Origin of the sequence: Streptomyces sp. NPDC001843, from assembly GCF_042891955.1 — a bacterium.
Lineage (GTDB): Bacteria > Actinomycetota > Actinomycetes > Streptomycetales > Streptomycetaceae > Streptomyces.
This window is the reverse complement of the sequence record NZ_JBIATQ010000001.1, coordinates 621858-636340: the sequence shown is the minus strand read 5'-3', so window position 1 is coordinate 636340 and position 14483 is coordinate 621858. Positions and strand designations below refer to the sequence as shown.

The following is a 14483-nucleotide window of genomic DNA, read 5'->3' as shown; positions in this document are numbered from 1 at the left end:
CCCGCCCGCCGCCCGCGGTGGGCGCTGCGTAGGGTGTTCCCACCCGAACAGCCCCACCGAAGGGATGCAGGACGATGGCGATCCAGGTCGGCGACAAGGCCCCCGACTTCGAGCTGAAGGACAACCACGGCAGGTCCGTGAAGCTGTCGGACTTCCGCGGTGAGAAGAACGTGGTGCTGCTCTTCTACCCCTTCGCCTTCACCGGCGTGTGCACCGGCGAGCTGTGCGAGGTCCGGGACAACCTGCCGCAGTTCGACGACCGCGGCACCCAGGTGCTCGCCGTCTCCAACGACTCCATCCACACGCTGCGCGTCTTCGCCGAGCAGGAGGGCCTGGAGTACCCGCTGCTGAGCGACTTCTGGCCGCACGGCGAGGTCTCCCGCGCCTACGGCGTCTTCGCCGAGGACAAGGGCTGCGCCGTGCGCGGCACCTTCGTCATCGACAAGGACGGCGTCGTCCGCTGGACGGTCGTCAACGCGCTGCCGGACGCCCGTGACCTGAACGAGTACGTCAAGGCGCTCGACACCCTCCGGTCCTGACCGACACCCTGCGATTCTTCGGTTGCAGGGACTGCGTGGGGCGGGAACCCGTCACTAGGATCGACTCGTTGATCCGGTATCCGACGCACGCGACGGGGCTCCCCGCCCCAGGAAACCAATGGAGGACTCGTGGGAGTCAGCCTCAGCAAGGGCGGCAACGTATCGCTGACGAAGGAGGCCCCGGGCCTGACCGCCGTCATCGTCGGTCTGGGGTGGGACGTCCGCACCACGACCGGCACCGACTTCGACCTCGACGCCAGCGCGCTGCTGCTGAACAACTCGGGAAAGGTCGCAAGCGACCAGCACTTCGTCTTCTTCAACAACCTCAAGAGCCCGGACGGCTCGGTCGAGCACACCGGTGACAACCTCACCGGTGAGGGCGAGGGCGACGACGAGCAGATCAAGGTCAACCTCGCGGGCGTCCCGGCCGACGTCGAGAAGATCGTCTTCCCGGTGTCGATCTACGACGCCGAGAACCGCCAGCAGTCCTTCGGTCAGGTGCGCAACGCGTTCATCCGCGTGGTCAACCAGGCCGGCGGACAGGAGATCGCCCGGTACGACCTGAGCGAGGACGCCTCCACCGAGACGGCGATGGTCTTCGGCGAGCTGTACCGGCACGGTGCGGAGTGGAAGTTCCGCGCCATCGGCCAGGGCTACGCCTCCGGCCTGCGCGGGATCGCCCAGGACTTCGGCGTCAACGTCTGAGGCACCCAGCCCGACAGGGCCCGGCTCCGGCGCCGCACCGTTTACGGTCGGCGCCGGACGTGCAGGACAACCGAAGAAGAAGCACCGGGCCGGGCAGGCCCCAAGGGGAGGACCAGCAACATGGGCGTCACGCTCGCCAAGGGAGGCAACGTCTCCCTTTCCAAGGCCGCACCGAACCTCACGAACGTCATGATCGGGCTGGGCTGGGACGCCCGCTCCACCACCGGCGCCCCCTTCGACCTCGACGCCAGCGCGCTGCTCTGCAGCAGCGGGCGGGTGCTCGGCGACGAGTGGTTCGTCTTCTACAACCAGCTCAAGAGCCCCGACGGCTCGGTCGAGCACACCGGCGACAACCTCACCGGTGAGGGCGAGGGCGACGACGAGTCGATCCTGGTCGACCTGCCCCAGGTGCCGGCCCACTGCGACAAGATCGTCTTCCCTGTCTCCATCCATCTGGCGGACGAGCGCGGCCAGACCTTCGGCCAGGTCTCCAACGCCTTCATCCGGGTCGTCAACCAGGCCGACGGCCAGGAACTGGCCCGCTACGACCTGAGCGAGGACGCCTCCACCGAAACCGCCATGATCTTCGGCGAGCTCTACCGCTACGGCGGCGAGTGGAAGTTCAGGGCGGTGGGTCAGGGGTATGCGTCGGGACTGCGGGGCATCGCCCTGGACTTCGGGGTCAACGTCTCCTAGGCCTGACCGAGATGCCCCTCCTGGCCCGGCTTAAGGGCCACGCTCTAGACTTCGTGGTCAATAGTTAGTAAAGCCGAGTACGGCCCGGGGCGGACTCGTACCGACACGATGGGGTAAGCAGTGCTTCTCAAAACCTTCGGCTGGTCGTTCGCGGTCACCGCGCTCGGTCTGGTCGCGGCGATCTTCTACGGGGGGTGGGAAGCCTTCGGCATCGTGGCGATCCTCGCCATCCTGGAGATCTCGCTGTCCTTCGACAACGCGGTGGTCAACGCCGGGATCCTGAAGAAGATGAACGCCTTCTGGCAGAAGATCTTCCTCACGGTCGGCGTCCTCATCGCGGTCTTCGGCATGCGGCTGGTCTTCCCGGTCGTGATCGTCGCGATCAGCGCCAAGATGGGGCCGATCGAGGCCGTCGACCTCGCGCTGAACAACAAGGACCACTACCAGCAGCTCGTCACCGACGCCCACCCGGCGATCGCGGCCTTCGGCGGCATGTTCCTGCTGATGATCTTCCTCGACTTCATCTTCGAGGACCGGGACATCCAGTGGCTGCGCTGGATCGAGCGCCCCCTGGCCAAGCTCGGCAAGGTCGACATGCTGTCGGTCTGCATCGCGCTGATCGTCCTGCTGATCACCGCCTTCACCTTCGCCACCCACGCCCACCAGCACGGCGGCGCGCACGTCGACAAGGCGCAGACCGTCCTGATCTCCGGCATCGCCGGCCTGATCACCTACATGGTCGTCGGCGGTCTCTCCGGCTACTTCGAGGACAAACTCGAGGAAGAGGAGGAGCGCGAGCACGAGGAGGAGGAAGAGGCCGCCCGCACCGGCAAGAAGCGGTCCGCGGTGGTCCTGGCCGGCCAGGCCGCGTTCTTCATGTTCCTCTACCTCGAGGTCCTCGACGCCTCCTTCTCCTTCGACGGCGTGATCGGCGCGTTCGCCATCACCAACGACATCGTGCTGATGGCGCTGGGCCTGGGCATCGGCGCGATGTACGTCCGGTCGCTCACCGTCTACCTGGTCCGCCAGGGCACCCTGGACGACTACGTCTACCTGGAGCACGGCGCCCATTACGCGATCGGGGCCCTGGCCGTGATCCTCATGGTCACCATCCAGTACGAGATCAACGAGGTCATCACCGGCCTCGTCGGCGTGGTCCTGATCGCCTGGTCCTTCTGGTCCTCCGTCCGCCGCAACCGCGCCCTGGCGGCCGCGGAGGGAAAAGCGGACGACAAGGCTGAGGTCTCGTCCGGGGTGTGACAGCGCCCCGAGTGAGGAACGCTCTGAGCGGGGCGGCCGTCGATGGCGGCCGCCCCGCTCACCTATGTGACCCGAGGACCTGGGGGCGGGAATGGGTTTCTTCGACGGGCTGCTGGGAGCCCGTGCCGACGACTTCGACTCCGGCAGTGCCGCGAGCGGCTCCATCAAGCTCACCAAACGGCACCACCAGGTGTCCCTCACCAAACAGGGAGCGGCCACCGGTCATCTGCGCGTCAACCTGACCTGGCGGATGCGGACGTCCGACCTGGACGGCGCCGGTCCGCGCACGAGCCTGTTCCGCGACCCCTTCAAGGCGCTCAAACCGGCGGAGGTCCTCGGGCACGGCCAGAGCATGGTCAACGTCGACCTCGACCTGGGCTGCCTGTACGAGCTGATGGACGGCACCAAGGGCGTGGTGCAGCCCCTCGGCGGCTACCTCGGGGACGTCAACGCCCCGCCGTACGTCAAGCTCAGCGGCGACGACCGGTTCGGCTCGGCGTCGGGAGAGACGATGTACGTCAATCTCGACCACCGGGAGAACATCAAACGGCTGCTGGTCTTCGTCTACATCTACGACCAGACCCCGGCGTTCGACCGTACGCACGCGATCGTCACCCTCTACCCGAGCAACGGCCCCCGGATCGAGATCGGCCTGGACGAACGCCACCAGCAGGCCCGCTCCTGCGCGGTGGTGATGATCGAGAACGTCAAGGGTGAGCTGGTCGTCCGGCGCGAGGTGAAGTTCGTGTACGGGTTCCAGGCCGAGCTCGACCGGTTGTACGGGTGGGGGCTGCAGTGGGGGCGCGGCTACAAGACCAAGGTGGAGAAGTGACCCGCGCCGCGCCCGGTCAGCGCCCGACGAACTGCGGCCCCTGCGGCGGCAGCCGGAAGTCCGGGTTCAGCTCCGGGAGGGCGGTCGCCGCGGGCGGGTAGCCGTACGTCGGCCTGCTCGCGGACTGCGGGTACCCGTAGGAGGGCTGTGTGGTGGCGGGCTGCGCCTGCGGATAGCCGTAGGCGGGCTGGGACGGCCCCGGGTTCGTCGGCTGCTCCGGGGGAAGCGGCTGGGACGGGGAGGGGTCCTCCGCGTCCGCCGCCTCCGACTCGTCCACCGAGATGCCGAAGTCGGTCGCCAGGCCCTTCAGGCCGTTGGAGTAGCCCTCGCCCAGCGCGCGGAACTTCCAGCCCTCGCCGCGCCGGTACAGTTCACCGCAGATCAGCGCCGTCTCGGCGCCGGTCTCCGGCTTGATGTCGAAGTGGGCCAGCGGCTCCCCTTCGGGGGCGGCGGCGTCGTACAGCAGGATGCGCAGGGCCTGTACGTGGTCGAAGGGGACGCCGTCCGCCGAGGCGACCAGCAGAATACGGCCGACGCCGGGCTCGACACCGGCGAGATCCGTCTGGATCGTGTCGGTGAGGCCCTCGGTGACACGCTTCTTGCCGAGCCGCCACACCTTCCCCGAGGGGTGCCGGGGCTGGTTGTAGAAAACGAAGTCCTCGTCGGAGCGCACACGACCGTCGGGGCCGAGGAGCAGCGCCGAGGCATCGACGTCCGGGACCCCCTGCCCGGGCGCCCAGCGCAGCACGGCGCGCACCGTCGTGGCTTCGAGCGGGACGTTCGACCCCTTCAGCATCGCGTGCGTCATGCGGTCATCCTGCCCTCTCGGTCCTGGTCACGACAATGCGGGGTCCGACTGCGGAAACGAATGCGCACGCCCGCCGTAACTTGAAATTCATGGCCCGGGGGAACTCGGGCCATGGAGAACTACGTACTATTACCGGCCACCTGTTCGCCAGATCACAGGTTCACCTTGTGCCACGGGGGAGTTCCATGCGTCATTTCGGGCACATCGCCCCTGAGGTGCGGCAGCGCCTCTTCCACCAGGAGCCCTGCGAGTTCACCGCCGACTCGTCGGCCCGGCTGCTGTCGGCGGCCCTGGGCGCCACGCTGTACAGCCCGGCCACGCGGCCGCGGCTCGCCGACGACATCGTCAAGCAGGCCGGGAACGGCGTGGTCTCGATGGTGCTGTGCCTGGAGGACTCGATCGACGACGCGGACGTCGGGGCGGGCGAGGAGAACCTCGTACGGCAGTTCGCCGACCTGGCCGCGCGGGACGGCGCCGAGCCGCCCCTGCTCTTCATCAGGGTGCGGGCACCCGAGCAGATCCCCGACCTGGTCCGCCGCCTCGGCCCCGCCGCCCGGCTGCTGTCCGGCTTCGTCATGCCCAAGTTCACCGAGGAACGCGGCATCCCCTTCCTGGAGGCGCTGGCCACCGCGGAGACGGCGAGCGGACGGCGGCTGTTCGCCATGCCGGTGCTGGAGTCGCCCGAGCTGCTCTACCTGGAGTCACGGGTGGACGTCCTGGCGGGGATCTTCCGCGCGGTCGACAAGTACCGCGACCGGGTGCTCGCCCTGCGCCTCGGCGTCACCGACTTCTGCTCCTCCTACGGGCTGCGCCGGGCCCCCGACATGACCGCGTACGACGTGCAGATCGTCGCCTCCGTGATCGCCGACGTGGTGAACATGCTCGGGCGGGCCGACGGCACCGGGTTCACGGTGACCGGGCCGGTGTGGGAGTACTTCCGGGTGCCCGAGCGGATGTTCAAGCCGATGCTGCGGCACAGCCCCTTCCTGGAGGGGCAGGCCGTGGAGCTGCGCGAGCGGCTCATCGAGCACGCGATGGACGGGCTGCTGCGGGAGATCTCCCTGGACCAGGCCAACGGCCTGCTCGGCAAGACCTGCATCCATCCCTCCCACGTACTTCCCGTGCACGCGCTGTCCGTGGTCAGCCACGAGGAGTTCAGCGACGCGGCGGACATCCTGCGGCCGGAACGGGGCGGCGGGGGTGTACTCAGGTCGGCGTACACGAACAAGATGAACGAGGTGAAGCCGCACCGCGCCTGGGCCGAACGGGTCATGCTGCGCGCCGAGGTGTTCGGCGTCGCCAACGAGGACGTCGGCTTCGTGGAGCTGCTCGCCGCCGGGATCCCCGGCTGAACACAAGGGACGCATTGAACAAGCCAGTGAACGACGAGGTCTGGTCCGGCGCCTGGGTCACCGAGCGGCTCGGGGTCGAGCTCAGGGGCGACGACGCGCTGACGGGCCTGCTGGGGCTCGCCCTGCGCCGCAACCCCAAGCGGGCCCACCTGCTGGTCTCCAACGTGCTGGGCAAGCACGTACCGCAGTCGCCGGCGGTGGTGTACGGCCACGGGGGCGCCCTGGGCCGCCGGGTCCGGGACCTGCTCGGCGACGAGGAGGCGGCCCGGGCGGTCGTGCTCGGTTACGCGGAGACCGCCACCGGCCTCGGCCACTCGGTCGCCGACGGACTGGGCCTCGCGCCCTACCTGCACTCCACCCGCCGCCCGGTACCCGGCGTCGCCCCCGCGGGCGGCTTCGAGGAGGCCCACTCGCACGCCACCTCGCACCTGCTGCTGCCCGAGGACCCGGCCCTGCTGGCCGGCGACGGCCCGCTGGTCCTCGTCGACGACGAGTTCTCCACCGGCAACACGGTCCTGAACACCATCCGCGACCTGCACGAGCGCCACCCCCGGGGGCGGTACGTCGTGGTCGCGCTGGTCGACATGCGTTCCCCGCGGGACGCGGCCCGCCTGGCCGCCTTCGCCGACGAGATCGGCGCCCGCGTGGACCTGGTGGCCGCCGCCTCGGGCACGGTGCTCCTGCCGGAGGGGGTGCTGGAGAAGGGCCAGGCCCTGGTGACGCGCTACGAGTCGGCTGCGCCGGGGATGCCCGACGGTGGGCCATCCCATGCCGCGACGATCGGCGGCGCCGGGGCGACCGGCTCTGAGGCGCGGGCCGAAGGGGCCGACGCATGCGTCCGGGAGCCGGCCGGTGGCGGTCTGCCGGACGGCCTTCCGGCCGGGGGAGACGAGGCGGGGGCGAGGGGCGCGGGACTGGCAGGGGCGGAGAGCCCGGCTGCCGGGGGCGCCCCGCCGGTGACGGGGGAGGCCGTGGCGTCCTTCGGTACCGGCACCCGGGCGGTGGGCTCCGCGGCGGCAGGCCGTGGGGCGGGTCCCGCAGCGCCCCCCGGACTCGCGCGGCAGGCGGCGGGCGCGCGAGGCGTCCCGTCGGCGGCGGGCGAGGCAGCAGCGTTCGTCGACAGCGGCCCCCCGATGGCGGGTACCGGCGAGATCGGCGGTTGCGCGGCGGCAGGCCGTGCGGCGGCCGGAGCGGCCGACAGGGTCGTGCCGGAGGCACCCGGCCTTCCGGCGGCCCCCGGAGCAGCCGTGGCGGAGGCCCCTGCCGACGAGGCTCGGACGGCCGATGCGGCAGGCCGTGAAGATACGCACGGAGGGGCTGGGCAAGTTGGTTCCGGGGTGGATGCCGGGGCGGTGGAGCGGGTGGCCGACGCCGGGATGGCCGGGGCGGATGCCCGAGGGGCCGGCGTGAGCGGTCCCCGTGGGCCCCGTGCGGGTTCTCGCGGTCGGATCGCCCGCGTCCCGCTCCCTTGGCCCGTCGGGGTTCCCGACGGGGGCCGGCACGGGTTCACGCCCGTGCACCGGGAACGGCTGGAGGAGGCGCTGCCCGCCATGGCCGCCCGGGTCGCCGAGGCACTGCCCGGTGACGCACGCCGGGTGCTCGTGCTCGGGTTCGAGGAGCTGATGTACGCCCCGCTGCGGCTGGCCGAGGCGCTGGAGCGCGCGGTCGAGGGCGAGGTGCGGTACTCCACCACCACCCGCTCGCCAGTCCTCGCGGTCGACGACCCCGGCTACGCGATACGCAGCCGAATCGTTTTCCCCGCCCATGACGACCCCGCCGACGGCCCCGGCGAGCGCTACGCCTACAACGTCGCGGGCGCCGGCTTCGACGCGGTCGTCGCCGTCGTCGACTCGGCCGCCGACACCCCCGCACTGCACGCCCCGCAGGGCCTGCTGGCCCGGCTGGCCGAGCACGCCCCGCACGTCCTGCTCGCCGTCGTACCGTCGTACGCCCCCGAAAGGCCCCCCATGCTGCCCGAGCCCCTTCGCGGCCCCGCCTTCTCCTCGTACGCGCCCGAGGAGGTCGGCTGGCTGCTGCAGGACCTCTCGGACGTGACGCTGGAGGCGCCGACCGAGGAACGTGAGGAGGCGATCCAGAGCGGCGGGGCGCACTACGCCGAGTCGCTGCCGGTGGAGTACCAGCCGAGCGAGCAGTACCAGGCACTGTTCCACGCCGCCCTCGAGGCCTCGGCCGCCCGGATCGCCCACGCGGTCGGGGTCGTCACCGAGACCGTGATCGCCGAACGGTCACCGCGCCCCGTACTGGTCTCCCTCGCCCGCGCGGGCACCCCCGTCGGCGTGCTGATGCGCCGCTGGGCGCAGTTCCGGCACGGCCTGGAGCTGCCGCACTACGCCGTCTCGATCGTGCGCGGCCGGGGCATCGACGCCAACGCCCTGCGCTGGCTGGCCGCCCACCACGACCCCCGGGACGTCGTCTTCGTCGACGGCTGGACCGGCAAGGGCGCCATCACCCGCGAGCTGGCCGACGCGCTGGCCGGGTTCGAGGCCTCCGACCACATCACCGGCTTCGACCCGGAGATCGCGGTGCTGGCCGACCCGGGCTCGTGCGTGCGGACGTACGGCACCCGCGAGGACTTCCTCATCCCCTCCGCCTGCCTCAACTCGACCGTCTCCGGCCTCATCTCCCGCACCGTGCTGCGCGCCGACCTGGTCGGCCCGCACGACTTCCACGGCGCGAAGTTCTACCGCGAGCTCGCCGCCGTGGACGTGTCCGTGGCCTTCCTGGACGCCGTCTCCGCCCGTTTCCAGGCCGTCGCCGACCGCGTGGACGAGGCCGTCAAGGACCTGGCGGCCGGTGACCGCACGCCCAGCTGGGAGGGCTGGAAGGCGGTGGAGCGCATCAGCGAGGAGTACGGCATCCACGACGTGAACCTCGTCAAGCCCGGCGTCGGCGAGACCACCCGCGTGCTGCTGCGCCGCGTGCCGTGGAAGATCCTCGCCCGGGCCGGGGCGGGCGCCGACCTGGACCACGTACGCCTGCTGGCCGAACAGCGGGGTGTGCCCGTCGAGGAGGTCGACGAGCTGCCGTACACCTGCGTGGGCCTGATCCACCCCAAGTACACGCGCGGTGCGACCGGCGCCGACGGCAAGGCGGTGAACGTCTGATGCCGGTGCTGGTGGCGAGCGATCTCGACCGGACCCTGATCTACTCCGCGGCGGCCCTGGCGCTGACCATGCCGGACGCCCGGGCGCCCCGCCTGCTGTGCGTGGAGGTGCACGAGAGCAGACCGCTGTCGTACATGACGGAGACGGCGGCCGGACTGCTCACCGAGCTCGGGGACACGACGGTGTTCGTGCCGACGACCACCCGTACCCGGAAGCAGTACCAGCGCATCAACCTGCCGGGCCCGGAGCCCGCGTACGCGATCTGCGCCAACGGCGGCCATCTGCTGGTGGACGGCGTCTCGGACGCCGACTGGCACCGTCAGGTCACCGACCGGCTGGCCGGTGAGTGCGCGCCGCTCGACGAGGTCCAGGAGCATCTGCTGAGGACCGCCGACCCGGTGTGGCTGCGCAAGCACCGCGTCGCCGAGGACCTCTTCGCCTACCTGGTCGTGGAACGCGAGCTGCTCCCCGAGGAGTGGGTGAAGGAGCTCGCCGCCTGGGCGGAGAACCGCGGCTGGACGGTCTCCCTGCAGGGCCGGAAGCTCTACGCCGTACCCAAGCCGCTCACCAAGAGCGCAGCCGTCCGCGAGGTCGCCCGCCGCACCGGCGCCGACCTCGTCCTCGGCGCGGGCGACTCGCTCCTCGACGCCGACCTGCTGCTGGCCGTGGACCGGGGCTGGCGCCCGGGCCACGGCGAGCTGGCCGACACCGACTGGACGGCCCCCGGGATCACCGCGCTGCCCGAGCGCGGGGTGCTGGCGGGGGAGCGGATCACCCGGGAGTTCCTCAGGGCGGCCAGGGCTCCCCGCTAGGGTGGCTCAGCCGCAGCAGCCGCCGCCGCAGCACCCGCCGCCACCACCGCCCGCGCGGGGCGCGGGTGCCGGGGCGGCCGCCGATCCGCCGACCGCGACGGTGGACAGCAGCTTGACCGTGTCGTCGTGCCCGGCGGGGCAGGTGGCCGGCGCGGCCGACTCGGCCATGGGGCGGCTCAGTTCGAAGGTGTCTCCACAACTGCGGCAGCGGTACTCGTAGCGAGGCATGCAGCTAGGCTAACCGGCAGCAGCGTGACATTCGCAGCTCAGAGTTTCATTAGTGTTGGTTTCCGTCCTGCACTTGTGAGGAGATTCTGCGAAGATCACTGCTAATTTGTGAGTGCCGCGAGGAGCCGCAAGACCGGAGTAAGACCGGGGGAAGAGGGGGGCCGTACGTCGCGTGAGCGGCGGTCAAGTCCACCCGCTGAGTCTCACCCGCGCGCAAGAACGTAGTGCGGAGGGAGACACAGGAGTGACCCAGGCAGGTCAGGGGGAGGGCGTCCCGGGGCGGGCCCGTCGTCCCCGGGGGCGCCGGGCCGCGCCGGACGTACGGCCGGCGGCCGGCGGGGCGATGCCGCCCGACGAAACCATGCAGCTCAACGTCGACGCCCTGCGCAGGAACATCCCCGGCCATGGCGCCGGTGCCGCCGCGCCGCCGAAGCCGGACCAGACCATGGCGTTGGGTGTGCTCCGGCCCAAGGACCTCCCCCGCACGCCCGGCCGGCGGGCCGACCGCCGCAAGCCGCGCGGCAGGACCGCCCCGCCCCGGGCCGTTGCTCGTGTCACCGCCGCCGCCGCACGGCACCTCGCACCGCTCGCCGCCCGAATATCCCCGTACGCCCGGAAACTGAGGCCGGTCTACCCGCGCCCGGGCCGCACCGGCTGGCGCCGCTGGACGCCCTCCTGGCGGCAGTGGCTGGGGGCGTGGCTCACGGCCTTCGGTCTGACCGGCGTGTTCATGGTCGCCGCCTACGCCACCACCGACATACCGGACAACCTCAACACGTACGCCACCCAGCAGGACAACGTCTACTTCTGGTCCGACGGCACGCCCATGGCCCGTACCGGCTGGGTGCAGCGGCAGGCGATGCCCCTGAAGGACATACCCGAGGACGTCCGCTGGGCGGTGCTCGCCGCGGAGAACGAGAACTTCTACACCGACCCGGGCATCTCCTTCAAGGGCATCTCCCGGGCCCTGTGGCGCACGGTGGGCGAAGGGGACACCGAGGGCGGCTCCACGATCACCCAGCAGTACGTGAAGAACGTCTACCTGACCCAGAACCAGACGGTCAGCCGCAAGTTCACCGAGGCGATGATCGCCCTCAAGCTCGACAACAAGATGAGCAAGGACGACATCCTCGAGGGCTACCTCAACACCAGCTGGTTCGGCCGCGGCACCTACGGCATCCAGCGCGCGGCCCAGGCCTACTACGGCAAGGACGTCAGCAAGCTCAACGCGTCCGAGGCCGCCTGCCTCGCCGGCCTGCTCAAGGGCGCCGGCCTGTACGACCCCACGATCGGCAAGGCCAACCACAAGCGCGCCGTGGAGCGCTGGTCCTGGATCCTCGACCGGATGGTCAAGATCGGCAAACTGTCGCCGCAGGAACGGGCGAAGTACACGAAGTTCCCCGACCCGCTGAAGAGCAACCCGCTGTACGACACCGGTGAGCAGAGCGACTACCTGGTGGAGCTCGCGTCCCAGTACGCCAAGAAGGCCGCGCACATCACGGACAAGCAGTTCGACCTCGGCGGCTACCAGATCTACACGACCTTCGACCGCAAGCGGGAGAACGCGCTCACCAAGGCCGTCACCCAGGCCCGCGAGCAGGCGAAGAAGGACCACCCCGAAGAGGCGAAGGCCGCGCACTACGGAGCCGCCTCGGTGTCCGCCGACGGCCGGATACTCGCCGTCTACGGCGGCCCCGACCACCGCACCCAGGGCTACAACGAGTCCAACGCGACCACCGTCCAGGCCGGTTCGGCGTTCCAGCCGTTCGTCTACGCCGCCGGCCTGGAGCACGGCGTCGTCAAGGAACGCAACGGACTCCCGGCCCCCATCACCCCCGAGACGGTCTACGACGGCGACGACGGCCACATCGTCACCACGCCCGAGGGCCCCTACTGGGACCGCAGCGGCGACCGGGTCAAGGCCCACAACGACGGCGGCAAGTCCTACGGGGACATCACCCTGGACAAGGCGCTCGCCCAGTCGGTGAACGCGCCGTTCGTGCAACTCGGCATGGACACGGGCCTGGCCAAGGTGACGGAAACCGCCGAGGCGGCCGGGCTGCTCCCCTCCAGCATCGGCCCGCAGGTGCCCGCCCTGTCCATGGGCAACTCCACTCCCAGCGCGATCCGGATGGCCGGCGGATACGCCACGTTCGCCGCCTCCGGCAAGCACACCGAGCCGTACTCGGTGCGCCGGATCACCCGCAACGGCGCCGACGTCGCCGTGGCCACCCCGCGCGCACACCGCGCGGTCGGCACGGAGGTGGCCGACGACGTCAGCCGGGCGCTCAGGGAGTCCTTCCGCATCGCGCACCCGAACGGTGCGCCCGCCACGGCCCAGCCGGCCGGGAAGGCCGGCACCACCGAGAACGACACCGCCTCCTGGTACGCGGGCACCGCCTCCTCCGTGTCCACCGCGGTCGTCGTCTACCGCATCGACCTCGCCAAGTCCCTTGAACCGCTGCCGCTCAAGGGACTCGCCGGCACCGCGACCGACAGCGTCCCCTACACCGTCTGGTCGGGCGCCATGGGCTTCGGCTGACCCCGTCGGTCGCCTCCCAGAACCCGCCGCCCCGCAACCCGCCGCCCCGCAGTCCGCCGCCTCTGCCGGGCGTCCCCCGCCGGGCGTCCCCCGCGACCCGCCGCCCCGCCTCGCAGAATGAGCCCCCGCATGACCCGCACGAAGTCGTCGACCGGCCACCGCCGCAAAGCCCGCCCCCGCCGCCGCGCCCCACGGGCCACCCGCCCGCAGGTCATCACCCTCGCCGCCCTCCTCGTCGTGGCGTCCGTGGTCGCGGGCTTCCTGGTCCTGACCCGGCCGGACGACACCACGCCCACCGCCGCCACGGGCCCGAGCAAGAGCGGCAGGACCGCCCCCAAGAGCACTCCGGAGCCCAAGTGGGACGGCAAGACCAAGATCCTCGGTGACGGCTCAACCTCCTACACCGGCCCGCAGAAAGGCCAGTTGAAGCCCGTTCCGCTCAAGCCCGGTGAGCGGCCGCCCCAGTTCGTCGTCTTCTCCTGGGACGGCGCGCTGGAGGGCAGCGACCACCTCTTCTCCCACTACCGGGAGCTCGCCAAGGAGTACGACGCCCACATGACCTTCTTCCTCACGGGCATCTACCTGCTGCCCAAGAGCAAGAAGGACCTCTACCAGGGCCCGATGCACAAGCCCGGCGACGCCGCGATCGACTACGCCACCGACGAGCACATACGCACCACGCTGGAGCAACTCCGGCGGGCGTACGACCAGGGCAACGAGATCGGCACCCACTTCAACGGCCACTTCTGCGGGGCCAAGGGCGGCGGCGACTGGAGCGTCCAGCAGTGGAAGAGCGAGATCGACCAGTTCTACTCCTTCGTGGAGAAATGGAAGACCAACACCGGCTTCAAGGACATCCCCGCGCTGCCCTTCGACTTCCGAAAGGAGGTCACCGGCGGACGCGCGCCCTGCCTGGAGGGCCAGCCGAACCTGCTGAAGGCCATGAAGAGCTACGGCTGGCGCTATGACGCCAGTTCCCCCGGCAACTTCCAGATATGGCCGACGAAGAAGAACGGCGTATGGGACTTCCCGCTCCAGATGCTCCCGTACTCGGCCAACAATCAGGGCCTGTCGATGGACTTCAACTTCCTCTACAACCAGTCCGAGGGCGAGGTCCACGGCGACCCGGCGCAGTACGCCAAGTGGGAACAGCAGACCGTCGACTCATACATGAACGGCTTCAACCGCGTCTACTACGGCAGCCGCGCACCGCTGTTCGTCGGCAACCACTTCGAGGACTGGAACGGCGGCATCTATATGAAGTCCGTCGACCAGGTCATCAAGAACGTCTGCACCAAAAAGGGCGTCAAATGCGTCTCCTTCAAGGAGCTGGCCGACTGGATGGACGTACAGAAGCCCTCGACCCTGGCCAACCTGCGCGCCCTGGATCCGGCGCAGAACCCGGACTGGGCGACGGTCGTCAAGTGACGCCTGCAACTGCTTGATTCCACTTGTGCATCCCCCTTCACAACCGACTCAACAGCCGTGCGAAGATGCCATCTCCCGGTAGGTGTACCGGTGTAGAGGGGAACTTCATTGAAATCCAGAAAACTGAGCCGTAAGCGGAGCCGCGCCGCCATAGTC

Annotated in this window: 12 protein-coding genes; 10 read left to right on the top strand and 2 right to left on the bottom strand. The window is 70.3% G+C overall.

Annotation, left to right across the window (positions count from 1 at the left end; genetic code table 11):
* Positions 1-74: 74 nt before the first annotated feature.
* The 5 genes from ACFYZQ_RS03025 (at position 75) to ACFYZQ_RS03005 (ending at position 4032) form a co-directional block, all read left to right on the top strand.
* Positions 75-539, top strand: coding sequence for a peroxiredoxin (locus ACFYZQ_RS03025; protein WP_389140965.1), 465 nt, complete (start codon positions 75-77; stop codon positions 537-539).
* 129 nt (positions 540-668) lie between these two features.
* On the top strand, positions 669-1244 hold the full coding sequence (locus tag ACFYZQ_RS03020) for a calcium homeostasis/redox stress adaptation protein (protein ID WP_100826004.1): 576 nt from the start codon (positions 669-671) through the stop codon (positions 1242-1244).
* A 120-nt stretch (positions 1245-1364) separates the two neighbouring features.
* Complete coding sequence (locus ACFYZQ_RS03015; RefSeq protein ID WP_389140962.1) at positions 1365-1940, top strand: TerD family protein; 576 nt, start codon at positions 1365-1367, stop codon at positions 1938-1940.
* Positions 1941-2060: 120 nt separating this feature from the next.
* Positions 2061-3200, top strand: coding sequence for a DUF475 domain-containing protein (locus ACFYZQ_RS03010; RefSeq protein WP_389140960.1), 1140 nt, complete (start codon positions 2061-2063; stop codon positions 3198-3200).
* 91 nt (positions 3201-3291) lie between these two features.
* Positions 3292-4032 (top strand): Tellurium resistance, encoded by a 741-nt coding sequence (locus tag ACFYZQ_RS03005; protein WP_389140958.1) that lies wholly within the window; start codon positions 3292-3294, stop codon positions 4030-4032.
* Between the two features lie 16 nt (positions 4033-4048).
* On the opposite strand, the gene ACFYZQ_RS03000 is transcribed toward ACFYZQ_RS03005, so the two are convergent.
* A complete protein-coding gene (locus tag ACFYZQ_RS03000; protein WP_389140956.1) occupies positions 4049-4840 on the bottom strand; it encodes a TerD family protein in 792 nt (263 codons plus the stop codon).
* A 185-nt stretch (positions 4841-5025) separates the two neighbouring features.
* On the opposite strand from ACFYZQ_RS03000, the gene ACFYZQ_RS02995 reads away from it, so the two are divergent.
* Genes ACFYZQ_RS02995 through ACFYZQ_RS02985 form a run of 3 tightly spaced genes read left to right on the top strand, consistent with a single transcriptional unit; the run spans position 5026 to position 10129 of the window.
* A complete protein-coding gene (locus ACFYZQ_RS02995; RefSeq protein WP_389140954.1) occupies positions 5026-6192 on the top strand; it encodes an HpcH/HpaI aldolase/citrate lyase family protein in 1167 nt (388 codons plus the stop codon).
* A gap of 14 nt (positions 6193-6206) precedes the next feature.
* Positions 6207-9317, top strand: coding sequence for a phosphoribosyltransferase (locus ACFYZQ_RS02990; protein ID WP_389140952.1), 3111 nt, complete (start codon positions 6207-6209; stop codon positions 9315-9317).
* The gene (locus ACFYZQ_RS02985) at positions 9317-10129 is read left to right on the top strand and encodes an HAD family hydrolase (protein ID WP_389140950.1); all 813 of its coding nucleotides are present in this window, start codon (positions 9317-9319) and stop codon (positions 10127-10129) included. Before ACFYZQ_RS02990 ends, ACFYZQ_RS02985 begins: the two co-directional genes overlap by 1 nt.
* A gap of 6 nt (positions 10130-10135) precedes the next feature.
* On the opposite strand, the gene ACFYZQ_RS02980 is transcribed toward ACFYZQ_RS02985, so the two are convergent.
* Positions 10136-10357 carry a zinc ribbon domain-containing protein gene (locus ACFYZQ_RS02980; protein WP_389140948.1) on the bottom strand — a complete coding sequence of 74 codons (222 nt, stop codon included), beginning with the start codon at positions 10355-10357 and terminating at the stop codon, positions 10136-10138.
* A gap of 343 nt (positions 10358-10700) precedes the next feature.
* On the opposite strand from ACFYZQ_RS02980, the gene ACFYZQ_RS02975 reads away from it, so the two are divergent.
* The gene (locus tag ACFYZQ_RS02975) at positions 10701-12899 is read left to right on the top strand and encodes a transglycosylase domain-containing protein (RefSeq protein ID WP_389141872.1); all 2199 of its coding nucleotides are present in this window, start codon (positions 10701-10703) and stop codon (positions 12897-12899) included.
* 129 nt (positions 12900-13028) lie between these two features.
* Positions 13029-14327 carry a hypothetical protein gene (locus tag ACFYZQ_RS02970; protein ID WP_389140946.1) on the top strand — a complete coding sequence of 433 codons (1299 nt, stop codon included), beginning with the start codon at positions 13029-13031 and terminating at the stop codon, positions 14325-14327.
* Positions 14328-14483 lie beyond the last annotated feature (156 nt).